The organism is Segniliparus rugosus ATCC BAA-974 (genome assembly GCF_000185725.2).
Classification (GTDB): domain Bacteria; phylum Actinomycetota; class Actinomycetes; order Mycobacteriales; family Mycobacteriaceae; genus Segniliparus; species Segniliparus rugosus.
Genome location: NZ_KI391954.1, coordinates 904,364 through 929,392 on the forward strand (window position 1 = coordinate 904,364; position 25,029 = coordinate 929,392).

A 25,029-nucleotide genomic window follows, 5' to 3' on the forward strand; every position below is an offset into this window, starting at 1 on the left:
ATCATCGCCGCATGAGCCAGAACGCCGAGACGCTCAAGGGAAGGTTCGGCAAGGCCCGCGTCGCCAGGCTGGCCACCACGAGCGCGTCCGGGATCCCGCATCTGGTCCCGGTCGTCTTCGCGCTCCAGGACGACGTCGTCGTGATCGCGGTCGATCAGAAGCCGAAATCGACCACCGACCTCAAACGGATCCGCAATATCAGGGCGAACAGCCGGGTCAGCCTGTTGGCCGACGAGTACGACGACGCGGACTGGAGCAGGCTGTGGTGGGTCAGGGCCGACGGGAGCGCGCGCGTCGTCACAGAGGGGGCGCAGCGCGAGGAAGCCCTTGCCTGGTTGTGCGCGAAATACAACCAGTACCGGAAGGCCAGGCCCGACGGGCCGGTGATCTGGATCGACATCACGGCGGTCAGCGGATGGTCGTACACGTCGTGACCCCGTCTGGGGCCGCCGAACTCAGCGCAGCACAGTCGCCAGGATGCCGGTCACATAGCCCAATCGGGCGACTTCGGCGGGGCGGAACTCGGGCCCGCCCGGCCTGCCGAGGATGATGACGAGGTCTTTCTCGCCGAGGGGCGCGGCGGCCAACGCGGTGTCGAGGTCCTGCCAGACCTGCGGCACCCAGTCGGCCTGCCCGTCCAAGCATCGCGCGCCGTCCAGGCCCAGCACCGGAATCTGATAGCTCCCCGGCTCGGGGGCCCCGGAGCTTGAGTTGATCGGCTCCGCGCCGTTCGCGCCGCTCACCGCGATGACGCACCATCCGGAGTGCAGCACCCGGGGCGCCTCGTCGGCCAGGATCTGTAGCCGGTTCTCCGGCGAGGCGGCGACCTGGTCGATCAGCGCGAGCTCGCGATGGGTGTCGAGGACGCCGGTGTAGGGCCGGATCGCGTCCACTTTGACGCCTCGGATCTGTTCGGCGGCGGTGATCAGGGAGTCGGGCAGGCGGTCGCTCGGCAGGTCCACCACGATGTCGTCCACCGCGTAGCCGGGTCCGCGCTCCACAACCTCGAGGGAGACGATGTCCGCGCCGACGGTGCCGAGGGCCACAGCGAGCGCCCCGAGGCTGCCGGGGCGGTCTTCGAGTTCGACACGGAGCAGGTAAGACACCCAGCAAGGCTACCTTTCTTCCGGGCCGAGCGCCAAGTAGGCGAGACAGCGCGCATGGCTTTCAGCCGCGTGGGCGGGCCTTCACGTGCGGCTCGATCAACTCCAGCGCCGCGTCGGGGAACAGCTCGCGGGGCCGGGCGGGTACTCGGCGGTGCAGGCGCGTTCCGCCCCGGAGGTTTTCACCGCGAGGAGCGCCGTGGACGCGGCGATGAAGGCGAGGAACAGGACGAGGATCCCTGCGCGATCCAGAGTCCGGGGCTGGAAAGGCGGAGCCTTTCGCGGTCCTCCGCCAGGAGGCCCGCTGTTTCCGCCGCGCAGGCGAAGGAGGCGTGGACCAGCAGCGCGCCCGCGCCCGAGGGCGCGCTCATGCTTCCCCTCGGATCTTCACATGGGGGCGGATGAGGGCGAGCGCCGTTTCGGGGAAGATCTCGCGCGGCGCCACCAGCGGGAGCAAAGGCTGGTGGCTGAGGATGTAGATGGCCGAATGGGTGTGGAGGGCGAAGCTCTTGAGCTCCCCGTACCCGACATGGGATACGCCACGAGGAGATCGCGTGGTGAAGCCGTGCGTCCCGAACTCCGCGCGCAGGACCGCTCCGGAGGGGTAGTTCGCCGCGAGGGCGCGGCGGCCGCTGCGGTAGACGGCCCAGTACCGCAGCCCGAAAAAGAGGGCCGAGAGGAGGACGAGGCTGATCGCGGAGGCAGCGGCGAAAGAGGGAAGGGACTGTCCCCACGCGCTGAACGCGAACCCTTCGAAGAGCGAGAGCAGCACGACCACAGCCCACCGCGCGGGCGCGGACAGCACCTGCCGGGCGCGTTCTCTCGCCAGCGCGTCCGCAGTCTGCGCCGTGCAGGTGAAGGAGGTGCGGACCAGCGGGACGTCCGCGTCCGAGGGCACGCTCATGCTCCCCTCCGAATCTCTTCGAGCCCAATTCTCTTGAGCGGCGAGTATATCCCGAGCCTCCCGTCCGCGGTGTGTGGGAGAATGCTCCCCATGACCCAAGCACCGAAGATCACGAGGGAACAGGTGGTGCACCTGGCCTCGTTGGCGCGGCTCGAACTCGGCGAAACCGAGCTTGACTCGTTCGCCAGCCAGCTCGACGACATCCTCCAGACGGTCAAGGCCGTCGGCGATCTGGCGGACGCGGCGGAGGCGCAGGGCGCGGGCTCGGACAAGGAGTGGCAGGAGCCCTGGCTGTTCGGCGCGGTGAACGTGGTCCGGGCCGACGAGCCGCTGCCGTCGCTTCCGACGGAGGCCGCGCTCGCCGCCGCTCCGGCCGCCCAGGAGAACAAATTCGTCGTGCCCAGGATCTTGGGGGAGGAGCCGTGAGCGCGACGAGGAACGAGGAGCGCGACAAATGAGCACAGACAGCAACATGGAAGAGATCACGACCAGCACCGCGGCCGCGCTCGCCGGGCTGATCCACAGCAGGGAGCTGTCCTCGGCCGAAGTGGTGCAGGCGCACCTGGACCGGATCGGCGCGGTGGACGAGCGGCTGCACGCCTTCCTGCACGTCGCGGGGGAGGAGGCGCTGGCCTCGGCCCGCGCGGTGGACGAGTCCCTCGCCCGAGGCGAAGCGCCCGCGTCCCCGCTCGCCGGGGTGCCGATCGCGTTGAAGGACATCTTCACCACCACGGACATGCCGACCACGGCGGGCTCGAAGTTCCTCGAAGGCTGGCGCTCCCCGTACGACGCGACCGTGACCGCGCGGCTGCGCGCGGCGGGCCTGCCCATCCTCGGCAAGACGAACACCGACGAGTTCGCCATGGGCTCCTCCACGGAGAACTCGGCCTACGGCCCGACCCGCAACCCGTGGGATCTCTCCCGCACCCCCGGCGGCTCCGGCGGGGGGAACTCCGCCGCGCTCGCCGCGTTCGAGGCTCCGCTCGCCGTCGGCACCGACACGGGCGGCTCGATCCGCCAGCCCGCCGCCCTGACCGGCACCGTCGGGGTGAAGCCGACCTACGGCACCGTCTCCAGGTACGGCATGATCGCCTGCGCGTCCTCGCTCGACCAGGGCGGCCCCGGCGCGCGGACCGTGCTGGACGCGGCTCTCTTGCACGAGGTCATCGCGGGGCACGATCCGAAGGACGGGACTTCCACGAAGCGGACTGTCCCCTCGGTGGTCGAGGCGGCGAGGGCTGGCGCGACCGGGGATCTGAAGGGCCTGAAGGTCGGGATCGTCAAGGAGCTCCACGGGGACGGCTACCAGCCCGGCGCGTACGCCGCGTTCGAGGCGGCGGTGAAGCAGGTCCAGGCGCTCGGGGCCGAGGCCGTCGAGGTGTCCTGCCCGCACTTCCCGTTCGCGATGCCCGCCTACTACCTGATCCTGCCCTCGGAGGTCTCCTCCAACCTCGCAAGGTTCGACGGGATCCGCTACGGCAACCGGGTCGGGGACGACGGCAGGGCCGACGTGGCGGCGGTGATGACCGCAAGCCGCTCCGCAGGGTTCGGGCCGGAGGTCAAACGCCGGATCATCATCGGCACCTACGCTCTCTCGGCGGGGTACTACGACGCGTTCTACGGCCAGGCGCAGAAGGTGCGGGCGCTGGTCGCCCGCGACTTCGAGCGGGCCTACGAGCAGGTCGACGTGATCCTCGCGCCGACGACGCCGACCACGGCGTTCCCGCTCGGGGAGCGGGCGGACGACCCGGTGGCGATGTACCGCTTCGACCTGTGCACCATCCCGACCAACCTCGCCGGGCACCCCGGCATGTCCGTCCCCGCCGGGTTCTCCTCGGACGACGGCCTGCCGGTGGGCCTGCAGATCCTCGCCCCCGCGCTCGCCGACGACCGGCTCTACCGGGTCGGCGCGGCGTACGAGGCCGCACGGGGCGCACTGCCGCACGCCTCCCTCTGAGCGACGCGGGGACAGTTTCGTCCGCGACAAGGGAGCGCCGGATGTGACCGGACACTCTGGCGGTATATTGCGGTTATGCGTATTGGGACGACGGTGAACTACGCCGGTGGATTCATGGAGGTCGCGGACGAGATCGCGGAGCTGGAGAAGGTGGGCCTCGACATCGTGTTCGTGGCCGAGGCCTACTCCTACGACGCGGTCAGCCAGCTCGGCTACTTGGCCGCGAAGACTTCGACCGTCAAGCTGGCCTCGGGGGTCTTCCAGCTCTACACCCGGACCCCGACCTTGGTCGCCATGACGGCGGCCGGTCTGGACTACGTGTCGGGCGGGCGCTTCGTCCTCGGCATCGGGGCCTCCGGCCCGCAGGTCATCGAGGGCTTCCACGGCGTGAAGTACGACTCGCCGCTCGGCCGCACCCGCGAGACCGTCGAGATCTGCCGGAAGGTGTGGAAGCGCGAGCGCCTGGAGTACCAGGGCAAGCACTTCACCATGCCGCTCCCCGCCGACCAGGGCACCGGCCTCGGCAAGGCGCTCAAGCTCATCAACCACCCCGTCCGCGACCGCATCCCCGTGGTGATCGCGGCCCTTGGCGGGAAGAACGTGGCGCTGACCGCGGAGATCGCCGATGGATGGCAGCCCATGTTCTTCCTGCCCGAGAAGGCGAACGAGGTGTGGGGGGCCGCGCTCGCCGAGGGCAGAGCAAAGCGCGATCCGCAGCTCGGCGACCTCGACGTGTACGCCGGGCCCGCGCTCGCCATCGGCGAGGACGTGGAGCACCTGTACAGCCACGTCAAACCCATCCTCGCCCTGTACATCGGCGGCATGGGGGCCAAGGGCAAGAACTTCTACCACGGCCTGGCCACCACCTACGGCTTCGGCAAAGAGGCGGACGCCATCCAGGAGCTGTACCTCGCGGGGCGGAAGGACGAGGCGATCGCGGCAGTCCCGGACGCGCTCGTGCGCGACATCTCGCTGATCGGCCCGAAGAGCTTCGTCGCCGAGCGCGTCGCCGCGTTCCGAGAGGCCGGGGTCACCACGATCAACGTGGCCCCGCTGGCCGAGGACACCGCCGGGCGGATCCAGCAGGTCGAGGCGCTGCGCGAGCTCCTCTGAGCAGAGGGGAGCGCCGAGCGGCGCGGCGTTGATCGCTGCGGGCCGCTCCCAGCTCGGGTAGCCTGGCGCTATTGGCTGGCTGACCTTGAAGGAGCGTCAAGTGAAACGGATCGGTGTTCTCACTGGCGGCGGCGACTGTCCCGGCCTCAACGCGGTCATCCGCGCGGTGGTGCGGACCTCGGTGGGCCGTTATCGGAGCACCGTGCTCGGCTTCCAGGACGGATGGCGCGGCCTTTTGGAGGACCGCCGGGTCAAGCTCGACGATCTGGACAAGATCGACCGCATCCTCACGCGCGGCGGGACGATCCTGGGCACGGCGAGGGTGAACCCGGACAAACTGCGTGCCGGGCTGGACCGGATCAAGCAGACCCTCGACGACAACGGCATCGACGTGCTCATCCCCATCGGCGGGGAAGGGACGCTGACCGCGGCGAGTTGGCTGGCGGACTCCGGGGTCCCCGTGGTCGGGGTGCCCAAGACCATCGACAACGACATCGACTGCACGGACGTCACCTTCGGCTTCGACACCGCGCTGGCCATCGCGACCGACGCGATCGACCGGCTGCACACCACCGCCGAGTCGCACCAGCGGGTGATGCTCGTGGAGGTCATGGGCCGCCACGCGGGGTGGATCGCGCTGCACGCCGGGCTCGCCTCGGGCGCGCACCTCACCCTCATCCCAGAGGTGCCGTTCGACGTGGAGGAGGTCTGCACGATGATCAAGAAGCGCTTCCAGCGCGGCGACTCGCACTTCATCGCGGTGGTGGCCGAGGGCGCGGCCCCGGACCCTCGGTCGATGGCCTTGGCCGAAGGCGGGATCGACGAGTTCGGGCATAAAATCTTCACCGGGGTCTCCCGCCAGCTCGGCGCGGAGATCGAGCAGCGGATCGGCAAAGAAGTCCGGGTCACGGTGCTCGGGCACGTGCAGCGCGGCGGCACGCCCACCCCGTACGACCGAGTGCTCGCCACCAGGTTCGGCCTGCACGCCGCCGAAGCCGCGCACAACGGCGGGGAGGGGAACATGGTGGCATTGCACGGCACGAAGATCGAGCTTGTGCCGCTGTCGGAGGCGACGCGCCAGCTCAAGCGGGTGCCCGTCGAACGTTACGATGAGGCCAAGGCCTTCTTCGGCTGAGCCGGGGCCGGAACAGGGAGCGGGCCGGGGAGCCCCGCGCGGACGGCTAGCCCAGCCAGTCCAACACGGCTGCAGCAGTCCAGGACTGCTGCATGCTGCCCAGCGCCTCGCCGGTGTGCGGCTCGTAGTACTCGGCGAATTTGCCGTCCGCGACCAGGCGCAGCGCCTCGTCTTTGAGCTGCGTGGCGCGCTCGGGCCAACCCCGGCGCGCGAAGGCGAAAGAGAAGAGCCACGTGATGACCGGCCACACCGGTCCGCGCCAGTACTCCTTCGGCCGGTAATCCTTCGACACCGGCGAAGTGGACGGGGGCAGGGCGTAGAGCAGATCCGGGTGTCCGCACCAGCGCGAGCCCTCGAAGAGCCGGGCGAGGGCCATTTCCCTCGGCCGGTCAAGGCCGCCGCAGATGAGCGGCGCGAACGCCGCCAAGGTGTCGGTGTAGGTCCGTTGCCCGGTTTTCAGGTCGAAGTCGCTGGCGGCTCCGGAGCGGTGGTGCGCGGTGGAGGCGACGCCGCGCTGGAACAGCTGCGCCCACGACCGCAGCTCCCGCACGTCCGCGTGCGGCTTGGCGTGGTCCTCGCCGATGTAGGCCAGGATGTCGCAGGCCATGGCGAACAGGGCCGAGAAGAAGACGTCCTGCACCTGGAAGTCCATGACCGACGGCAGCTTCTCGTCGTCGTAGCCGACGGATTTCATCTGCTCCACGAGCCAGAGGTACCGGTCGTACTCCGCGTTGCTCGGCCGTTGGCCGGGGTCGCCGATGACCGAGATGTCTTCGCGCACGTATCCGGGCATCTGCCCCGGCACGACGTTCGCGTACGCCTGGTCCCAGCGTGGGGAGTTGTCCATCCCGGACTCCCAGCCGTGGTAGAGCGTGATCAGGCCGTGCCCCCCTTGGTCCCGCGCGGTGGTGAGCCAGCGGTGCCAGCGCATGAGGTCCGGCCAGCGGCGGTCGAGGAATTCCTCGGCGGCGCTGCGCACGGTCTTGCCCCGATGCCGGGAATGGTCGAGGATGCGTTGCACGGCGATGGCGTGCACCGGCGGCTGGGTGATGCCCGAGGTTTCCGGCCGTTTGGGGGCGGCCTGCGCGAGCCGCGCGGTCTCCCAGCGCTCCGGGCCGGGGAAATAGCCGGTGGCCCCGGGGGCGAAGACGATATGCGGGATCATGCCCGTCGACCACTGCGCGGAGAGGAGCGTGTCGAGCTCGCGGATGGCCCGTTCGACGCTGAGCGAGGCCAGGCCGGCGGTGACGATGGCGGCGTCCCAGCTCCACATGTGGGGATAGAGCGTGGGAGCGGCGGTGGTCATGGCTCCGAGGTCGTTCCCCTTGAGGAGATAGGCGGCCCGGGCGGCGAGCTGCGTCTGGGAGAAGGGGCGACGGATCATCCGAACTATTTTGCGGGAAACTCGCGAGTTCGGCAGGGCGATGGCGTTCGCTCGCTCCGCGAGCGCGAGCGCTTCGCGCCTGCGCCGGGACGTTAAACTGTTCCGATGACTGCTGCTACCGCCGATTTGTTGGACTACGACGAGGTCCTTGAGCGTTTCGACCCGGTTCTGGGGCTGGAGGTCCACGTCGAGCTCAACACCGCGACGAAGATGTTCTGCGGTTGCCGGGTGGTGTTCGGCGCGCCGCCGAACTCGCAGGTCTGCCCGACTTGTTTGGGCTTGCCGGGCGCGTTGCCGTCGCTCAACGAGAAGGCGCTCGAATCCGCCGTGCGGATCGGCCTTGCTCTGGGCTGCTCGATCCGGCCCTGGGGCCGCTTCGCGCGGAAGAACTACTTCTACCCGGACATGCCGAAGAACTACCAGATCTCCCAGTACGACGAGCCGATCGCGGAGAACGGCTCCCTCGAGGTGGCGCTGGAGGACGGGACCACGGTCGTGATCGAGATCGAGCGGGCGCATATGGAGGAGGACACCGGCAAGCTCACCCATGTCGGCAGCGCCGACGGCCGCATCGGCGGGGCGGATCAGTCGCTGGTGGACTTCAACCGGGCGGGCACCCCGCTCATCGAGATCGTCACCAAGCCCATCGTGGGGACCGGGGCGCGCGCGCCGGAGGTCGCCCGCGCCTACGTCACGGCGCTGCGCGACCTGCTCGGCGCGCTCGGCGTCTCCGACGTCCGGATGGAGCAGGGCTCGCTGCGGTGCGACGCGAACGTCTCGCTCATGCCCAAGGGCGCGTCGGAGTTCGGGACGCGCACCGAGACGAAGAACGTGAACTCCCTGCGCAGCGTGGAGACGGCGGTCCGCCACGAGATGCGCAGGCAGGCGGCGGTGCTCGTGGCTGGCGGGGAGATCCGCCAGGAGACCCGGCACTACCAGGACGACGGCACGACCAAGTCGGGGCGGGCCAAGGAGACCGCCGCGGACTACCGCTACTTCCCGGAGCCCGACCTGGTCCCGGTCGCCCCGGACTCGGCATGGGTGGAGAGCCTGAAGGCGACACTGCCCGAGCCTCCGGCGAAGCGCCGGGCGCGGCTGCAGGCCGAATGGGGGTTCACCGACGAGGTGATGCGCGACGTGGTGAACGCCGGCGCGGTGGAACTGCTCATCCAGACCGTCGAGGCGGGCGCGGGGGCCGACGCCGCCCGAGGCGTGTGGCTCTCCCAGCTCTCCCGTGTCGCGAACGAGCGGGGCGCGGCGCTCGCCGACCTGCCGATCACCCCGGTCCAGGTGGCGAAGACGCTCGCGCTCGTCGCGGCGGGGGAGCTCACCGGCAAACTGGCCACGCAGGTGATCGACGGCGTGCTCGCGGGCGAGGGCGAGCCGGACGAGGTCGTCGCCAAACGAGGTTTGAAGGTGGTGAGGGACGACGGCGCGCTGCAGGCCGCCGTCGACGCGGCGCTCGCGCAGTTCCCGTCCGAGGCGGAGGCGATCCGCGAAGGCCGCCAGCAGGCCATCGGCCCGGTCATGGGCGCGGTGATGAAGGCGATGAAGGGCCAGGCGGACGGCAAGGCGGTGCGCGCTTTGATCCTCAAGTCGTGCGGCCAGGGCTAGCGTCGGCACGGTTTCCCGAGGCGCTCCAGCGGCGGACGACCCACGTGCGTCCGCCGCTGGAGGCCGGGGGCTGCTGTTCGGCGGCGTTCCTCTGCGAGATCGGGGCCGCCTTGGCAACCAAGCAACGCCGAGCGCCCACGATCACTGGCTTTGCTTGCTGGTAATGGTGTCCAAAGTTGCATTTACCAGCAGTTGGAATTGCTGCAGATCATTCTGGCGAGTGCAAGAATGATCGCTGCGCGATAGCCAGGCGAATGGGATGGAGCGATCGTGGGCATGATTCAGGGCGAGAGAGGCCCCGAGGTCTCGTCGGCGGACGGCCTGGCCGCCAAGCTCGCCATGCTGTACGAGACCTTGGCGCCCGCAGTGGCTCCGTGTCCGACGCCGTTGTGGCCGAGGGGATTTACGAGAAAACCGGGGCGCAGATGAGCGCCCCCTATTTATGCCTGTTGCGCACGGACAGACGGACGAATCTCACGATTCGGAATGTCCAGGCGATAGCCGAGTATTTCGGCGTGCCAGTCTCCTACTTGGCCGACCCCGGCAACGACACGGCGGTCGAAACCGAATTGAGGCTGGTCAAAGCGATGCGGGACACAGGGGCGCGCGACATCGCGGCGAGGCTTCGACGCTCGCATCGTTGACGCGGCATCTCGGCCCGGCCACGCTCGAAGCGACGGGGCGCCTCACCCTCAAACCTGCGGGCCTGCGGCTGCACGCGCGCGACCGGGCGAACCGGACTCAAAGTGGGTCAGATAACATTGTTTCACACAATGTCGCTCACAACACTTTCAGAAAGGCCGGTGGACCATGGACGAGGCGGCGCTGCTGGAATTCGGGGCATTGGGGATCGCGTTCGTCGAACGGAGCGGTCTTCGGGTCTTAGCCGCGAAACGCGGCAGGGTGCGGTGCATGATGCCGTACGAAGGGAACGAGAACCACATCGGGACCATGTACGCGGGGGCGTTGTTCACGCTGGCGGAGCTGCCGGGGGGCCTGCTTTATTTGACCTCCTTCGACACCGCGAAGTTCTTCCCGATCGTGAAAGAGATGAACATCCAGTTCCGCAAACCGGTCACCAGCGATGTGACAGTGGAGGTCGGCTTGGCCGAGGAGGCCATCGCCGCGATCCAGGCGGAGGCGGAGACGAAAGGGAAGGCGGAGTTCGTCCTCGAAGGCGAGCTGAAGACGGAGGACGGGACGCTGGTGGCGACAAGTCGGGGGGTCTACCAGCTCCGCGTCGCCGGCTAGCGCGGGGTCAGTCGTCTTTGGGCTTCGGCGGTTCGCCGAAGCCGGGGACGCCGCCCTTGCCGCCGCCCCCGCTCGAGCTGCAGATCACCCGGTCGTCGACGTTCTCGTCCGGATTGCCGCCGGGGCCCCGGTTGGCGGTGCCGAAGCACAGCATCCCCGCAGGAGAGGCCGAGACGTCGTTGAGCACGCCGTACTTGCCGTCCACGGCGACGACGGGCTCGACGGGAAGGCCACTGGAGCCGGGCGGCATGGTGAGGGTGAGCAGTTTCTCGCGCACCGCGACGAACGCCACCGATTTCTTGACCGCGCAGCCGGACACGCCCGGTCGCTCCGGCCAGCTCCAGACCAGCTGGGGCGTGGCCGACCCTTTCGGAACTCGGAGCAGCTCGTCCTTCACCGGGCTGCGGTTGGTGTACCAGAGGGTGGTGTCGGGGTCGTCCAGGTCGAAGCAGAGCGATCCGCCCGTCCCGAGCCCGCTCACGATCACCTTCGGATCGGCGGGAGCGCCGTCGTTCAGCTGGCTCGGCTCGATCCGAAGGATCTTGCCCGCGAGCGAGTTCGGGTCGCTGGCCTCGGCCTCGTCGCCCGCGCTGCTGGTGAGCACGTAGAGGGCGCCGCCGGGGCCGAACTGGATCGAGCCGTAGTTCTCGTCGCTCGAATGCGGGATGCCGGTCAGGACGTCTTTCGCGCCCGCCTCTTTCGTCAGCCGGACCACGCGGTTGTCCGTCGGAGTCGAGATGTAGGCGAAGATCGCGCCGTCGGTGGCGAAGCTCGGGGAAAGCGCGATGTCCATGAGCCCGCCGTCCCCCGCAGGGTTGACGTCCACATGCGTCACGACTGTGGCTTTCTGGCTCGGCCCGCGCTTGGCGAGGAGGATGTTGCCGGTGCTGCGCTCGGCGACGAGCACCGCGTCCGCCCCCGTGAGGGGGGCGATCCCGCCGGTGATTTTGATGCAGGTGGCGATGACCGCGGGGTCGAGGTCCACGCACGGCCCCGGTTTGCGGTCGCCCTGGTTCGGCTGGTCCTGGTTCGGCGGCGTCTGTTGGGGGTCGGCGGGCGGTTTCTTGCCGCTTCGCAACGAGCCCTGGAACGCGTCCTGGAAGGGCGAGTTGTTGAGGTGCTCGAAATCGGCGCAGCCGCTGACGAGGGAGACGGCGCAGGCGAGCGCGGTGGAAGCGGCGAGGGCCCGGAGCTTCATCAGGAGGGCAGCCTCCGCACGGCTCCTTGGTCGGCGGATGTGGCCATGGCCGCGTACGCCCGTAATGCGGCGGTCACCGGGCGGTTGCGCTCCTTCGGGCTCCACGGCCGCTCCGCCGCCTCCATCTTCGCGCGGCGGTTGGCGAGCGTGTCGTCGGAGACGAGCAGCTCAAGGGCGCGGGAGGCGACGTCGATCCGGATCTGGTCCCCGTTCTCGACAAGCCCGATCGCGCCGCCGGAGGCGGCCTCCGGGGAGACGTGGCCGATGGAGAGGCCGGAGGTGCCGCCGGAGAAGCGCCCGTCGGTGATGAGCGCGCAGACTTTGCCGAGCCCCATGCCCTTGAGGAACGAGGTGGGATGGAGCATCTCCTGCATCCCCGGCCCGCCCGAGGGGCCTTCGTAGCGGACGACGACCACGTCGCCGGGCTTGATCTTCTTCCCGAGGATGGCCGAGACGGCCTCCTCTTGGGACTCGACCACCACCGCTGGGCCTTGGAAGGAGAACAGCTCCTCGTCGATGCCCGCGGTTTTGAGGATCGCGCCGTCCGGGGCGAGGTTGCCCCGGAGCACCACGAGCCCGCCCTCTTTGGTGTAGGCGTGCTCGGCGTCGCGCAGGCAGCCGGAGACCGCGTCCAGGTCCAGGCTCGACCACCGGTTCTCGGTGGAGAAGGGCTCGGTGGTCCGCACGCCGCCGGGGGCCGCGTGGAAGAGTTCGACCGCCTCGGCGGAGGCTTTCCCGGAGCGCACGTCCCACGTGTCGAGCCATGCGCCGAGCGAGGGGGAGTGCACGGTGTGCACGTCCTCGTGCAGGAGTCCCGCGCGGCGCAGCTCGCCGAGGATGGCGGGGATGCCGCCCGCCCGGTGCACGTCCTCCATGTGGTAGTCGGAGTTCGGGGCGACTTTGGAGAGGCAGGGCACCCGGCGGCTGATCGCGTCGATGTCCGCGAGGGCGAACGGCACTTCGCCCTCGTTCGCGGCGGCGAGGATGTGCAGCACCGTGTTGGTGGAGCCGCCCATGGCGACGTCGAGCGCCATCGCGTTCGCGAAAGCCTTCGCGGTGGCGACGTTCCGGGGGAGGACCGAGTCGTCGTCCTGCTCGTACCAGCGTTTGGCGATCTCCACGACGACCGAGCCCGCTCGTTCGAAAAGGGCTCGGCGCGCGGCGTGCGTGGCGAGGGTGGAGCCGTTGCCGGGCAAGGAGAGGCCCAGCGCCTCGGTGAGGCAGTTCATCGAGTTGGCGGTGAACATGCCGGAGCAGGAGCCGCAAGTGGGGCAGGCGCTGCGCTCGACCTCGCCGAGGCCCTCCTCGGTGACGGAGTCGTTCGCGCTCGCGGCGATGGCGGTGATGAGGTCGGTGGGCGCGTGCGCGACGCCGTCGACGACCACGGCTTTGCCCGCCTCCATCGGGCCGCCGGAGACGAACACGGCGGGGATGTTCAGGCGCATCGCGGCGTTGAGCATCCCCGGAGTGATCTTGTCGCAGTTCGAGATGCAGACCAGGGCGTCGGCGGTGTGCGCGTTCACCATGTACTCCACCGAGTCCGCGATGAGCTCGCGACTGGGCAGGGAGTAGAGCATGCCGCCGTGGCCCATGGCGATGCCGTCGTCCACCGCGATGGTGTGGAACTCCCTGGCAACGCCGCCGGCCGCGCGGACGGCTTCGGCGACGATCTCCCCGACGTTCTTCAGATGGACGTGGCCGGGGACGAACTGGGTGTAGGAGTTCGCGATGGCGACGATGGGTTTGCCGAAGTCGGCGTCGGTGAGCCCGGTCGCGCGCCAGAGCGAGCGCGCTCCGGCCGCTGCGCGGCCGATGGTGGTCGTCCTGGATCGAAGTGGCGGCATCTGCTCAGCTTACCCGTTCCTCGGCTTTCGCCGCTCCTATCCCCAGCGTTCCCGAAAGCGCAAGACAATGTGGCGCGAATCTCATAGGGATCGAAATATCATCGGATGATCCGCAGGTCTTCCCGGCGGCGGCGGGAAAGCGGGATGAGAGTCTCGGGCGAAGGCTCCGAGGGGCGTGGAACGCGCGGGCGGGAGATCGCGAACACGGCTGTCCGAACAATCGCGCAAGCCTCCCTGCCGTGGAGCCAGGGCCTTCGTCCCCGCCCCGGCGACATGCCACCGGGGCGGGCGGCGGGCCTTCCGTTTGTCGGAAATTCGCGCGGGGCCTGTGCTGCAATTCGTGTTCCTCGGCGCGAGTCGGGGACGGGCTCGAGAATGCGGGAATAATTTGGCGGCGAGCGTTGTTCCTCTCCGATCATTCTTCAGGATGGGGCGGCGGAGCGTGATGAAACTGTGATTTTTCGAGGCGGGATTGCGGGAATGGGAAGGGGCGGTCGCGCGTTCTTTCCCCGTAGAGGCGATCGGATGGGAACGACCGGCTCGCGCAGATTTGAAGAAGAACGACAAATTCCTATGTGAACAAAGCGAATGAGGAGAAGATCATGAATCTGACTATGAGAACAATCGCGAAAGCAACATCGGCCGCGGCGTTCGGGATGTTCGCCTTGGCTCCGGGTCTGGCCAGCATGGCTTCCGCCGGTCCTGCCCACGAGTCCGTCGGGTTCGTGCCGGTGGGCGATTCGAGCAGCACCGGGAGCGGCGACAGCCACGGCCGCAACAGCACTCAGCTTCCCCAGCCGCAGAATGGGAACAATAACGCCCCGGTGCACATCCTCGCCCCCGGCGGCCAGCGCTGAAAGAACAAGTTCTAATAGTGTAATATTGCGAGCGAGAGCCGATCGGCTCTCGCTCGCAATATTCCCCGTTTTTAAATACGGGTTTGAAAACTGAACACGACATGAGCAATAGGTGTTCTTCGGGAGGATTCCCGGCGCCCATTTCAGAATCCATTCAGCGAGGAGTAGATCACTATGGCTTCGGTTACCACCTTCGTTTCCGCGGCTGCGCTCGGCGTGTTCGCGTTGAGCCCGGCATTGGCCCTCGAGGCTTCGGCCGCTCCCGCCCCGCAGGTCATCGGGTCTGTGCACGCGGACAGCGACACCAACGGCGGCGCCAGCGGGTCCGGCAACGGCAACAGCAACAGCTCGAGCGGGGACAACAACGGTCAAGGCCGTCCCGGCAACGTCGGCGGCCCCGGCTCTTCGGGCGTGAACAGCGGCTCGGCGGGCTCTAGCGGTAACGCGCACCACTGATCCGAGACGCGAATTTTTGGGCGGCTCCGCATGCGGAGCCGCCCAAAAATTCGCGCAAACATGGAATGACCCCATCAATAATCCATCAGCTTTGCGTTCCGTCGAGCGCGCCGCAGTTTCGCCGTCCCCGGCTCTGAATGGGTTTTGCTTCGGCCTAGCCGGTCGCTCCGTTCGAGCCTGGCTGCTCGGCAGGCGGCGGCGACTCCCTCGGCAACAGCCACGACTGCGCCGCCGTCGAAGGCGAGTGAGACCAGTGAGTGAGACTGCGGGTCCGTGTAACGGGGGTCTGTGTCGTAGCTCTCTAGGCGAGGACTAGATTGTCTGGTGGCCCACTGCGGGCCACCAGACAATCGCTTCAAACCCAGGGACTGGGTTGGACCGCAAAGGACAGCAAAGACATGACAGAGCCTCAGACCCCTCCGGCCAAGCCCGCGTCGCCGAGCTCCTACCCCGCGTACGACCCGGCTGCCGACGACAAGCTGCTCTACACCATCGCCACCGCGGTTGTCGCGGTTCCGGCGGTCGCCCTCGGATTCCTGGTCCTGACCGCGAAGGGCCCCAAGGCTCCGTTCCGCTTCAAGGCGAAGGCGCTTGAGGGCGCTGACTTCGAGGACTTCCTCGACAAGGGCTCTTTCCGCGTCACCGCGAAGGTGAAGTTCAAGCACCCGGTCGAGAAGGTGTGGTCGGCGTTCACCGGCGAGCGGGCGTTCAGCTGGATCCCCGGAGTCAAAGGCATCCACTACGTGGGCGAGCAGGGCGCGGGCGCGACCCGCTACATGAAGACCTTGCCGCTCGCGGTGGGCGAGAAGGTCGTCCAGTTCGACCAGGGCAAGCTTTTCGGCTACACCGGAGTCGGGGCCTCCCTGCCGGTGCTCAAGCAGCTGGCCTCGCAGTACACGTTCGAGCCCACCAAGCGGGGCGGGACGCAGTTGACATGGCGGCTTGCGGCGACCCCGAAGTTCATCGGTTTCCTGCCGCTGCGGCTGGCCGCGCCGTTTGTCAAGCCGCTTTTGAAGTTCGGCGCGAAGCGGGCCAACGGCGTTATCTTCCCCGCCGACAAGAAGTAGAAACACCACGCAGGTGGGGCCCGGCTGTCCAGCCGGGCCCCACCTGTGGCATATTCGGGGCATTGCTTGCTTCAGGCAGGCCGAGGCTTTAACGTGAGACAGCGCACTTATTGATCAAGCAGGTTCTGCGACGCCGCGAGCGGCGTGATGAAGGAGGTAGAAGAGGTGGCGTTATACCGCAGCGTTGTGGTGGGCACCGACGGCTCTGAATCGTCGTTCCGCGCGGTGGAGCGCGCGGCAGAAGTCGCTGGAGCGGCTGGCGCGACTTTGTACATCGCGACGGCGTACCAGCAGCAGGGCGGCAGCTCGAGCGGACCGGCTTCGGACGCGCTGAAGGGCGAAGCCTTCCAGATCACCGGCAACGCGCCTGCGTACGAGATCCTGCACAGCGCCGCCGACCGGGCGCGCAACGCCGGAGCGCAGAGGATCGAGGAGCGGGCGATTGCGGACAAGAACCCCGTGGACGCCCTGATCGACCTCGTGATCGGCGTGAAAGCAGACCTGCTCGTGGTCGGCAACCGAGGCCTCTCGTCCATCACCGGCCGCATCCTCGGCTCCGTGCCTTCCGACGTCGCCCGCAAGGCCGACATCGATGTCTTAATCGTTCACACCGTCTAGGTTTCGGGGTCCGCCCGGCGGTCTGCTTCGTTTTCGTTGTCCTCCGCGCGCGGGGAGGCTCCCCTTTGCGTCTCGTCTACGCCCGCTGAACGCCGGGGTGTCGCGACGGATCGCGGCCGTTTTGCTCTCGAGGCGGTTGGTTCGCCTTGTTCGCCGCGTCGGAGGCACTGGGCGCTTCTTGAAGCGCGGGATGCTTCGACGAGACGGCTAACCAGAAAGGGGAGACGGCGAAGGCTCGCCAGTGAGGGCGGGGCGGTCTTCGAGGGAGGCGAGCGTCTCGGGGAGCGCCTTGCTGTGCACCACGACGAGGCGCTGGGTCGCCCTGGTGAGCGCGACGTAGAGGTCGTTGTCGCCTCGGGGCGACTCTGCGACGATGTCTGCGGGCTCGATGAGTACGACATTGTCGAACTCCAGGCCCTTGACCTCGTGGACGGTGTGGACGCGGACCGAATCCGACGCGAGGCCGCGAAGGGCGGACACGGCGCTCGCCGGGGCGAGGAGCACGGTCAGGCCGGTGAATTCGGCCCCGCCTGCGAGGTCCGCCGCGGCGGTCGTGATCTTGTCGGCGGCCACGCGCACGGCGAACGGCACATGGCCGGACGCGCGGATCGAGCGCGGCGGCGTTTGCTCTGAGCTGATCTTGCTCAGCACGGCTGCGGCGAACACCATGATCTCGCTCGGGGTCCGGTAGTTCACGGTGAGCTCGGCGAGCCGCCATCGGTTCGCCACGTACGGGGAGAGGACGTCCGACCACGAAACCGCGCCCGCGGGGTCGCCAGTCTGCGCGACGTCGCCGACCAGGGTCATCCACCGGTTGGGGGAGCGGCGGAACACCATGCGCCAGTCCATGGGCGAGAGCTCCTGCGCCTCGTCCACGATGACGTGGCCGAACGTCCACGTGCGGTCCGCTTCGGCGCGCTCGGCCGCGCTGGCCCCCGAAGAGCGGGTCTGGCGGTCGGCCAATGACTCGGCGTCGAGGAGATCGTGGGCCATGAGGACTTCCGAGTCGAAGCCGTCCTCGGGGTCCTCGTTGCCCGAGTCCCGGATCAGATCCAGCGCGGCTTGCGCCTCGGCGATGGCCTGGGCGCGCCGGGCGCGGGCCTCTTCCGCCGCGACTTCGTCGTCGGCCCCGATGAGCTCGGCGAGCTCGTCCAACAGCGGCGCGTCGGCGGGGGAGAACCCGGCTTCTGGCGGTCTGGACAGAGCGGCGCGCTGGGCTTTGGTGAGGTTGGGGAGCTTCTCCGGATCCGAGTACAGCTCGCGCAGCACGTCCTGCGGGGTCAGCTCCGGCCAGAACTCGTCGAGAGCTTCGCGGATGTCGGGATCTGCGCGCAGCTCGTCCCGGATCTCTTGATAGCTCTCCATGTCGTTGCTGTTCTCGCCCTCGACCTCGCGCCACAGCCGGTCGGCGAGGATGTCGAGCGCGGCGCGGAGGAAGACCTGGCGGGCGGGATTGTGCGGCCGCCTCGAATTGCGGGCCCGGCCCTGCGCCTTGGACACGAGCTCGCGGTCCACCGTGAGCTCGTGCCGGCCGAACGGCAGGCGGATCCGCGCCTTCGGCAGTCGCTGCTGAGCCCGCACGGCGGCCTTGAGCACGTCCACCATGGCCAGCGAGCCTTTGACGGCGCGGGCCTCGAGCGAATCCTCCTCGGTCGGCTTGACACCGGGGAAGAGCGTGCCGACGGTGGCGAGGAGCACCCCGGTCTCGCCGAGGGAGGGGAGGACCTGGCCGATGTAGTTCAAGAAGGTGTCGTTCGGGCCGATGATGAGCACGCCGCTTCGGGCGAGCTTCGTGCGGTGGGTGTAGAGCAGGTACGCTGCCCGGTGCAGCGCCACGGCGGTTTTGCCGGTGCCGGGGCCGCCTTGCACCACGAACACCCCTCGGTGCTCGTGGCGGATGATGAGGTCCTGCTCGCGCTGGATGGTGTCGACGATGTCGCCCATATGCCCGGTCCGCGCGGCTCCAAGGGCCGAGACGAGGGCGGCCTCGTTGACGACCCCGCCGCTCTCAGAGCCGTTCTGCTGCCCGGCGGCGGACAGGTCCAGCGTCTCGTCGTTGACTTCGAGCACCTTGCGGTTGCGGGTGCGGATATGCCTGCGCCGCAGCACGTCTTCGGGCGCGGCGGGCGTGGCCAGGTAAAAAGGCCGGGAGAGAGGGGCGCGCCAGTCCAGGAGCAGGATCTCGTCGCTGTCGTCTTCGAACATCCCGAGCCTGCCGACGTACCGGCGCTCGCCGTCGGCCATGTCCAAGCGGCCGAAGCAGAGATTGTGCTCCGCCGCGTGGTATTTGGCGAGGTCCTCGCTGTACAGCTGGACGTAGGACTCCCGCTCCGAGCGCGCCTGGTCGTCGCCGTCGGCTTCGAGGAGCGCGTCGCGCAGACGGCGGTCGGCGGTCGCCCGCAGGCGGTCCAGCCGGGTGTAGAGCACGTCGAGGCGTTCTTGGTCCTCGTTCTGCTGCACGTCCGACACGTCAGATCCTCCTCGACGAGTGTGTCTGCCGACGGCGCACTTTGCCAGTGCAAGCGTGCGCACAAGCTATCGATTCTACCTGGCTTCCCTGATTGATGGGCCGCAGGACGCGCTTCGCGCGGCGCGGCAGGGAAAAGCAGGATCCCAGGCCGGAAAACGTGTTCCCGCCTGGGATCCTCCGGGCAGGCGGTCACACGTCGGAGACAGACTTGGCGGCCCTGTCGATGAGGTCGGCGACGGCGGCAGGCTGGGAGGCGAGCGAAGCGTGCGAGGCGGACAGTTCGACGAGCTCGCGCAGGTTCAGCCGGGCGGCCATTTCGCGTTCGTTGTCCGGGTGGATCATGCGGTCCTCGGACGAGACCTGGTACCAGGACGGTTTGTGCCGCCAGGCTGGGTCGGCGATGGCGTCGCCGAACGTGGACGCGAGCGGAGCTTTCTGCGTGACCGCCATGACCAGCGCTTCCTCCGAGGCGAGGTCTTGGCAGAAGCTCTCGTGGAATTTCTCCGGCTTGACCCACAGATATCCGTCCGAGTCCGGGGCGAGGTTCTCGAACGCCACCGGAGGGCGTTTCTGGCTGATCTCGCCGGGGCTCTCGCCCGCGTCCGGGGCGAACGCGGCGATGTACACCAGCGCGGCGACGTTGGGCAGGTTCCCCGCCTCGGTGATCACCGCGCCGCCGTAGGAGTGCCCGACGAGAACGACCGGGCCTTGGATCTGCTTGACCATCTGCTGGGTGCGCCTCGCGTCGTCCGCGAGCGAAGTGAGCGGGTTCTCCACGGCGTGGATGTCCTGGTAGCCGCGCCCGGCGAGTTCGACGATGACTTTGGACCAATGGGCGGCGCCGCCCCAGAACCCGTGGACAAGAACGATGGATGGCAGAGCCATGAGAAGCCTCCAATGGGCAGGTCGGAGTTGCGATAGACGGAGCTGTCCGTTCCGGGACGGTACCCGACGCGGCGGCTGGCGCAAGCGGACGAGGCGGCAACGTGACCGAGATCGCCGCATGGCAGCGCGCGGTGGTCCGCAGGCCGAGGGCGCCCGCCGGGCGTCGGCCGCGCTCAGGATTCTTGAGCCGCTTCCAGCAGCAGCGGCACGGCGAGTTTGCCGAGATTGTTGGAGGCGAGGGGGCTGTCGCCGGTGAGGAGTTTGCGGTCTTGGTGCACCTGCCCGGTGATGCCCGTGTTGAGCACGACAAGGCCGAGTTCTTCGAGCTCTTTCGCGACAAGGCGCACGAGCCGTCCGGGCAGATAGCCGATCTCGACGTTGGCTCCTTCGTCCAGCGCGTCGGGGAAGACGGTGATCTGGTAGCCCCGCAAGGGGTAGTCGTCCCTGCGCGCGCCGACCGCGAGCAGCGACGAAAGGAACACCGGGCCGTGGCAGAGCGTCACGATGTGCTTGTCGTTCGTCAGCGCCCAGTCCAGGGTTTTCCCGACCAGCTCGCTTTCGGGGATGCCGTTGATCACCCCGTGCCCGCCGGGGACGAACAGGGCGATGTAGTCCGAGTCCGGCCCGAGGTTGTTCTCGACCACGTCCGAGAGCTTGAGCGGCTGGCGGAACTTGGGGAGGAACTTCTCGAACCCTGCTTTGACCGCCTCGTCCTCGTTCGGGAGCGCCCACAGCTCGAACTTCGCGGGGTTGCCGGACAAGGTCGCGACATCGACCTCGAAGCCGGCGGCGGCGAAGTGCAGCAACGGCAGCAGCAGCTCCAGCGGGTGGTTGCCGGTGGAGAAGAACGTGCCGTTCTTCGTGAGCAGGTAGCGTTCTTCGGTGGCGATCAGCAGAATCTTCCACCGACCGCCCGTGTACGGGTTCGGATAATCGGCTCCGCCGAAATCGCTCGTTGGCGCGGTGTATTTGGCGAGCGAGTACGCGGAAGGGAAGAACGCGTTGTACTCCGCAGGATCGGGGACAGGGGCTTTCGACAGCTCGGTTCCAGTTTCTGACACGCTCGTGCTCCTCCAATCGGCACAGCGGGGCCTTCATTCTTCCTCGGGCTCCGGGGTTCTTCTTGCTCGCCACGTCCTCGGCCTGCGCGCCCCTTGCCAGGGCGCGACGGGGCGAACGCCACCCACGTTACCCGCGCAACCGCGCGTCGTGCGGGGCTTGCCCGACAGGTTCGCCGCCGATCCGCCTCGGAGGCTTTGCGGATGTGTGCGAGTTCTCTCTCTCGCGCCCATGCGCGACCGATAAAATTAGTCTGAGGCAAGTAATCGAATTGCGCCGCCCGCTGCGCGGAACGCAGGAAAGGACGCCGCCATGCCGACGCTCATCGTCCTGAACCCAGGAGCCCTCGAGATCCAGTCCGTCGACACCGTCACCGGAGCTGTGACCACCTTGGTGGCCCCGGCGGACGAGGTTCCTGACGGCGTGGTCGTGGATAAGGCGCGGGGGGTGCTGTACTGGACGAACATGGGCACGCCAGACGGGGGCTCGGCGGCGACGGCTCTGACGAGGGGCTCGGGCACGTTCAACCGGCGCAACGGCTCCCTGGAACGGGCGAACCTCGACGGGTCCGAACGGGCGACGGTGCTGCCTTCGGGGAGTTTCGTCACCGGCAAGCAGCTCGTCGCCGACTTCGGCGCGGGCAAGCTGTACTTCTGCGACCGCGAGGGCCTGCGGGTCTTGCGCGCGAACCTGGACGGCACGGGCCTGGAAGTGCTGGTGCAGAACGGCGACCACACCGTGCCCGAGGAGCAGGGCGACGTCCTGCGGCACTGCGTGGGGATCGCCGTGGACCCGGCGGGCGGACATTTGTATTGGACGCAGAAGGGGCCGAGCAAGGGCGGTCTGGGCCGGATCTTCCGCGCGCCGCTCGTCGTCCCCGCAGACCCCGCGAGCCGCGACGACGCCGAGATCTTGTGGGAGAACCTGCCCGAGCCCATCGACCTGTGCCTCGACCTCGGCGCGGGCGAGATCTCTTGGACCGACCGAGGCTCCGCGCCCGAGGGCAACACGCTCAACCGCGCGCCGATCCCCGCAGTCGGGGAGAAGGGCGCGGCCCCGACGATCCTCGCCTCGGGGTTCCGCGAGGCGATCGGAGTGGACCGCGACGAGGCGAGCGGGAATTTCTACGTCACCGACCTCGGCGGCAACATTCGCGAGGTCAACGCCGCGAGCGGCCTCGACCGGCTGGTCGCGACGCTCCCCGGCGGGCTGACCGGCGTCGCGGTCCTCGGCTGAGTCCGAGCTTCCGGCCCCTCCCGCCCGGTCGTCCAGGCTTCATCCGCACGTCCTGCCCCCGTCGCCTTTTCCGGTTAGGCTAGGAACGGCACGGCGTGCGCCGTGCCGTTCGATAGGAGCCGCGCATGACCGTCCGCACTGTTTCCGCTCGTCTCGACGTCGATGTCGTCGAAGCCACGTTCCTCGAATTCCAGATCGCGGTCGCCCCGCATCCAGGCGCGAGGGTGGACGAGTCGTTGTCGTTCGTCCTCGACGGGAAACCGGTCGAGGCAAAGGAGATCGTGACCGAGCACGGCAGTCGGATCCACGCCTTCCCCGCCGCGCCAGGCAAGCTGCTCGTCGCCTACGACGCGACGGTGACCGGCAGGGCAGACCCGGCCCCGGTCGCCGACGTGGACGCCTCGGTGTTCCTCCGCCCGAGCCGATACGCGGAAGCCGACAAGTTCTTCGGCTTCGCCTCGGCGGAATTCGGCGAATACCTCGACACAGAGGTCCTGCTGGAGAAGGTCGCCGCGTGGGTCGGCTCCCGGCTGAGCTACGTCCCCGGCAGCAGCGACCCCATCGACGGCGCGGTGGACACGCTCCTCGCGGGCCGGGGCGTGTGCCGCGACTACGCGCACCTCGTCGTGGCCATGCTGCGGGCGCTGAACGTTCCCGCGCGGTTGGTGGCCGTCTACGCCCCAGGCTGCGACCCGATGGACTTCCACGCCGTCGCCGAGGCGCTTGTCGGCGGGGCGTGGCGGGTCGTCGACGCGACGTGCCTGGCTCCTCGCTCCACGCTCGTGCGCATCGCCACAGGCCGCGACGCGGCGGATACCGCGTTCCTCGACAACCACCGGGGCGCGATCGTCCTCAACGAATCCGTGGTCACCGCCGTCGTCGAGGGCGGTCTTCCGAAGGACGACCTCGCGGAACTGGTCAGTATCACGTAGTAGTGGCTCTGACCGCCAGACGCTCGACATGCCTCTCGCCTGATCGTGGTTCGGGGATTCGAGCAGCAAGGATCCCTGGCCTTGGGGTAGATTGAGCCCGTGGACGCGATGCCTTTTCTGCTAGTGTCGGGCATAGCGTTTTGTGTGCTCGCGATTATTGTGGCCGTTGTTATGTGGATCAACCGCTAACCAGGAGACGGAGGCCCGCCGACGCGTGCCAGCAGGGAATCGAACTCGAGCCCGTTATGTCGGACGCGTCGGGACACGCCCGGCTCCGACCACTGAAGATGGTCTTCTGGTGAAAGCCTCGGGGCGGGGGCGGCTTGCCCGGTCCGGCCGACGGATAGCCAGTTTGCCGAACCGGATTGGCCGCCGAAACCTGTCGTCCGTTTCTTGATCCCGCATTCCAGTGCTTCGGCCAGGGCTGCGAAGTTTATTCGGCCTGGCAGCGCGGCAGCAACGAGAACACCAACGGGCTGCTGCGCGACTACTTCCCCAAACGCAACGATTTGAACCTGCACAACGCCCGCGCGCTCGCCCGCATCGCCGACGAGCTCAACGCCCGCCCCGCAAAACCCTCAACTGGGACACCCCAGCACAACGATTCGCTACCCTCATCAAGTCCCACCAGCAACCCCAAGCGTTGCGATGACTGTTGGATTCCACCTCCACCACTGCCGCCAAACCGGAATCTTCTACGACGAAAACCAAGCATTCCCACCGCCTCTCGCGGCTGCGGCTTGACTTTTAGCCCCATGAGATGTCGACGGAGTCGCTGCCGCGCTGCCGCTTCGCGGCCCCTTGGACCAGCGAGCCTCTGCGGCCCTGGAGCCAGAAGCAAGGGCCAAGGCTCACGCCTGGCCCACCGGAGCGCCGTCCCCTCCGCTCGCTTATGGCGGTAGCTCACTTTTCGACCGGAGGATTTGGCCTAATTCCAAACCGGAGGATTTTGCCTAACTTTCCACCAGAGTTCACAGCGTTGGACTCGCAAGAGAATTCGCCCAATCGCAGGCGCTTCTTTGCCGCTGGCATAGGGGCTGTGCCATCCGAGGCTTCGCTGCCGAGGGCCATAAGGCTCATCTGGTCGACCTTGCGGCAGACGGATTTCAACCAGCGACGACCCGCGAAGATCTCCGTCTTCCCGTTCGGCGGAAGCGAAGCCCGCAGCGACGAAAATTTTTCTCGGCAAAGTTCTCACCAAAGGCGTGATGTCCGAGGAGATCGCGGGGGCCAAAGGACATCTGTTCAAGAACAAGATGACCATTTGCAAGGCATCACTGCTCCAGCGCGATAAGCGCCCTGGAAAAAATGACCTCTGGTGGTTCGGCAATTCATCGATCAAGATCGTCTTCAAAGGAATATTCGGAAAGGCCGACGTGAAATCGCTCAATCGGATCAACGACGCGAGCGTCGCCTAGATCGGCGAAATCCAGCGGAGCGAGCTATTTGCCCAGACGGAACGCCGATTCGCGAACTTCCGCCCGGCAAGCAAAGCGAGTAGGCGCTCGTCTCATCGCTGGATCACGGGCGCAAGAGGGGTCTCTTTGCCGACGCGCGTCCTTGTTTTCCAGTTGCCGATAAGTTGCTTCTATCGGCGTTGGAGCATCAATGAAATCATCAATAGAGATATTATCCTCGTGGATGAACCCGGCTGTATCGCGATCGTGCTGGATTCATCCCTACAAAGCGCGCGTCGCGATCCGTTTCTCGACCAATTGGACGATATCGTCCACAGTCTCCACGCCAGCGGTGTCCGCCTCGCTGAAGGGGGGCAGATTGAATTCGAGCTCGATCTCGATGACCAACTCCACCACCTTCACCGAGTGATAGCCGAGGTCGTCGATAATCCGATCGGTCGGCAGGATTTCCTTCGGCCCTTCTGGGCTGAGCCTTCCGACGAGGTTGTAGACGCGCGTGCGCACGTGGTCCGGATCCTGCATGTGCGA

General features: G+C 67.8%; 23 protein-coding genes and 2 pseudogenes. 16 read left to right on the forward strand and 9 right to left on the reverse strand.

The window, feature by feature from the left end:
* Positions 1-11 precede the first annotated feature (11 nt).
* Positions 12-434 carry a TIGR03668 family PPOX class F420-dependent oxidoreductase gene (locus HMPREF9336_RS14120; protein WP_007468167.1) on the forward strand — a complete coding sequence of 141 codons (423 nt, stop codon included), beginning with the start codon at positions 12-14 and terminating at the stop codon, positions 432-434.
* A 21-nt stretch (positions 435-455) separates the two neighbouring features.
* Here the strand turns inward: HMPREF9336_RS14120 and HMPREF9336_RS14125 are convergent, their stop codons facing one another.
* Entirely contained in the window at positions 456-1,106 is a 651-nt protein-coding gene (locus HMPREF9336_RS14125) for an ACT domain-containing protein (protein ID WP_007468169.1), read from the reverse strand.
* Positions 1,107-1,470: 364 nt separating this feature from the next.
* Complete coding sequence (locus HMPREF9336_RS14130) at positions 1,471-2,007, reverse strand: hypothetical protein (RefSeq protein WP_007468171.1); 537 nt, start codon at positions 2,005-2,007, stop codon at positions 1,471-1,473.
* Positions 2,008-2,097: 90 nt separating this feature from the next.
* Here HMPREF9336_RS14130 and gatC point away from each other — a divergent pair, with 90 nt between their 5' ends.
* The 4 genes from gatC to HMPREF9336_RS14150 all read left to right on the forward strand — a co-directional run bounded on the left by gatC (position 2,098) and on the right by HMPREF9336_RS14150 (position 6,212).
* Positions 2,098-2,433, forward strand: a complete 336-nt coding sequence (gene gatC, locus HMPREF9336_RS14135) for an Asp-tRNA(Asn)/Glu-tRNA(Gln) amidotransferase subunit GatC (RefSeq protein ID WP_007468173.1) — start codon at positions 2,098-2,100, stop codon at positions 2,431-2,433.
* Between the two features lie 46 nt (positions 2,434-2,479).
* Positions 2,480-3,964 carry an Asp-tRNA(Asn)/Glu-tRNA(Gln) amidotransferase subunit GatA gene (gatA, locus tag HMPREF9336_RS14140; RefSeq protein ID WP_211235480.1) on the forward strand — a complete coding sequence of 495 codons (1,485 nt, stop codon included), beginning with the start codon at positions 2,480-2,482 and terminating at the stop codon, positions 3,962-3,964.
* Between the two features lie 75 nt (positions 3,965-4,039).
* Complete coding sequence (locus HMPREF9336_RS14145; protein ID WP_007468177.1) at positions 4,040-5,077, forward strand: LLM class F420-dependent oxidoreductase; 1,038 nt, start codon at positions 4,040-4,042, stop codon at positions 5,075-5,077.
* A 100-nt stretch (positions 5,078-5,177) separates the two neighbouring features.
* Positions 5,178-6,212: an ATP-dependent 6-phosphofructokinase gene (locus HMPREF9336_RS14150; protein ID WP_007468179.1), complete on the forward strand. Its 1,035-nt coding sequence runs from the start codon at positions 5,178-5,180 to the stop codon at positions 6,210-6,212.
* 46 nt (positions 6,213-6,258) lie between these two features.
* Here HMPREF9336_RS14150 and ggh read toward each other — a convergent pair whose 3' ends face one another.
* On the reverse strand, positions 6,259-7,596 hold the full coding sequence (ggh, locus tag HMPREF9336_RS14155; protein ID WP_007468181.1) for a glucosylglycerate hydrolase: 1,338 nt from the start codon (positions 7,594-7,596) through the stop codon (positions 6,259-6,261).
* A 105-nt stretch (positions 7,597-7,701) separates the two neighbouring features.
* Here ggh and gatB point away from each other — a divergent pair, with 105 nt between their 5' ends.
* The 3 genes and pseudogenes from gatB (at position 7,702) to HMPREF9336_RS14170 (ending at position 10,461) form a co-directional block, all read left to right on the forward strand.
* Positions 7,702-9,210, forward strand: a complete 1,509-nt coding sequence (gene gatB / locus HMPREF9336_RS14160; protein ID WP_021030736.1) for an Asp-tRNA(Asn)/Glu-tRNA(Gln) amidotransferase subunit GatB — start codon at positions 7,702-7,704, stop codon at positions 9,208-9,210.
* 276 nt (positions 9,211-9,486) lie between these two features.
* Positions 9,487-9,836 (forward strand): annotated as a pseudogene (locus HMPREF9336_RS14165) (XRE family transcriptional regulator); the annotation flags it as partial.
* 184 nt (positions 9,837-10,020) lie between these two features.
* Positions 10,021-10,461: a PaaI family thioesterase gene (locus HMPREF9336_RS14170; protein ID WP_007468190.1), complete on the forward strand. Its 441-nt coding sequence runs from the start codon at positions 10,021-10,023 to the stop codon at positions 10,459-10,461.
* Between the two features lie 7 nt (positions 10,462-10,468).
* On the opposite strand, the gene HMPREF9336_RS14175 is transcribed toward HMPREF9336_RS14170, so the two are convergent.
* The gene (locus HMPREF9336_RS14175; protein WP_021030737.1) at positions 10,469-11,659 is read right to left on the reverse strand and encodes a PQQ-dependent sugar dehydrogenase; all 1,191 of its coding nucleotides are present in this window, start codon (positions 11,657-11,659) and stop codon (positions 10,469-10,471) included.
* Complete coding sequence (gene ilvD / locus HMPREF9336_RS14180) at positions 11,659-13,503, reverse strand: dihydroxy-acid dehydratase (protein ID WP_007468194.1); 1,845 nt, start codon at positions 13,501-13,503, stop codon at positions 11,659-11,661. The genes HMPREF9336_RS14175 and ilvD overlap by 1 nt, the downstream gene beginning before the upstream one ends.
* 602 nt (positions 13,504-14,105) lie before the next feature.
* Between ilvD and HMPREF9336_RS14185 the strand changes: the two genes are divergently transcribed.
* From HMPREF9336_RS14185 to HMPREF9336_RS14200, 4 genes are all read left to right on the forward strand, one after another.
* A complete protein-coding gene (locus HMPREF9336_RS14185; protein ID WP_021030738.1) occupies positions 14,106-14,360 on the forward strand; it encodes a hypothetical protein in 255 nt (84 codons plus the stop codon).
* Between the two features lie 174 nt (positions 14,361-14,534).
* Entirely contained in the window at positions 14,535-14,816 is a 282-nt protein-coding gene (locus HMPREF9336_RS14190) for a hypothetical protein (RefSeq protein WP_007468197.1), read from the forward strand.
* Between the two features lie 398 nt (positions 14,817-15,214).
* The gene (locus HMPREF9336_RS14195; protein WP_007468198.1) at positions 15,215-15,883 is read left to right on the forward strand and encodes an SRPBCC family protein; all 669 of its coding nucleotides are present in this window, start codon (positions 15,215-15,217) and stop codon (positions 15,881-15,883) included.
* Positions 15,884-16,048: 165 nt separating this feature from the next.
* On the forward strand, positions 16,049-16,501 hold the full coding sequence (locus tag HMPREF9336_RS14200) for a universal stress protein (protein ID WP_007468199.1): 453 nt from the start codon (positions 16,049-16,051) through the stop codon (positions 16,499-16,501).
* Positions 16,502-16,708: 207 nt separating this feature from the next.
* On the opposite strand, the gene HMPREF9336_RS14205 is transcribed toward HMPREF9336_RS14200, so the two are convergent.
* The 3 genes from HMPREF9336_RS14205 to hchA form a co-directional block, all read right to left on the reverse strand.
* Complete coding sequence (locus HMPREF9336_RS14205) at positions 16,709-18,970, reverse strand: HelD family protein (RefSeq protein ID WP_007468200.1); 2,262 nt, start codon at positions 18,968-18,970, stop codon at positions 16,709-16,711.
* Positions 18,971-19,160: 190 nt separating this feature from the next.
* Positions 19,161-19,856, reverse strand: coding sequence for an alpha/beta hydrolase (locus HMPREF9336_RS14210; RefSeq protein WP_007468201.1), 696 nt, complete (start codon positions 19,854-19,856; stop codon positions 19,161-19,163).
* A gap of 173 nt (positions 19,857-20,029) precedes the next feature.
* A complete protein-coding gene (gene hchA / locus HMPREF9336_RS14215) occupies positions 20,030-20,917 on the reverse strand; it encodes a glyoxalase III HchA (RefSeq protein ID WP_007468202.1) in 888 nt (295 codons plus the stop codon).
* 310 nt (positions 20,918-21,227) lie between these two features.
* Between hchA and HMPREF9336_RS14220 the strand changes: the two genes are divergently transcribed.
* The 4 genes and pseudogenes from HMPREF9336_RS14220 to HMPREF9336_RS14230 all read left to right on the forward strand — a co-directional run bounded on the left by HMPREF9336_RS14220 (position 21,228) and on the right by HMPREF9336_RS14230 (position 24,501).
* The gene (locus HMPREF9336_RS14220) at positions 21,228-22,151 is read left to right on the forward strand and encodes a hypothetical protein (RefSeq protein ID WP_007468203.1); all 924 of its coding nucleotides are present in this window, start codon (positions 21,228-21,230) and stop codon (positions 22,149-22,151) included.
* A 125-nt stretch (positions 22,152-22,276) separates the two neighbouring features.
* On the forward strand, positions 22,277-23,083 hold the full coding sequence (locus HMPREF9336_RS14225) for a transglutaminase-like domain-containing protein (RefSeq protein ID WP_007468204.1): 807 nt from the start codon (positions 22,277-22,279) through the stop codon (positions 23,081-23,083).
* Positions 23,084-23,508: 425 nt separating this feature from the next.
* Positions 23,509-23,735, forward strand: a pseudogene (locus HMPREF9336_RS19095) (transposase); the annotation flags it as partial.
* Positions 23,736-24,291: 556 nt separating this feature from the next.
* Positions 24,292-24,501 (forward strand): hypothetical protein, encoded by a 210-nt coding sequence (locus HMPREF9336_RS14230; RefSeq protein ID WP_007468206.1) that lies wholly within the window; start codon positions 24,292-24,294, stop codon positions 24,499-24,501.
* A 261-nt stretch (positions 24,502-24,762) separates the two neighbouring features.
* Here HMPREF9336_RS14230 and HMPREF9336_RS14235 read toward each other — a convergent pair whose 3' ends face one another.
* On the reverse strand, positions 24,763-25,023 hold the full coding sequence (locus HMPREF9336_RS14235; RefSeq protein ID WP_007468208.1) for an acyl carrier protein: 261 nt from the start codon (positions 25,021-25,023) through the stop codon (positions 24,763-24,765).
* Positions 25,024-25,029: the final 6 nt, after the last annotated feature.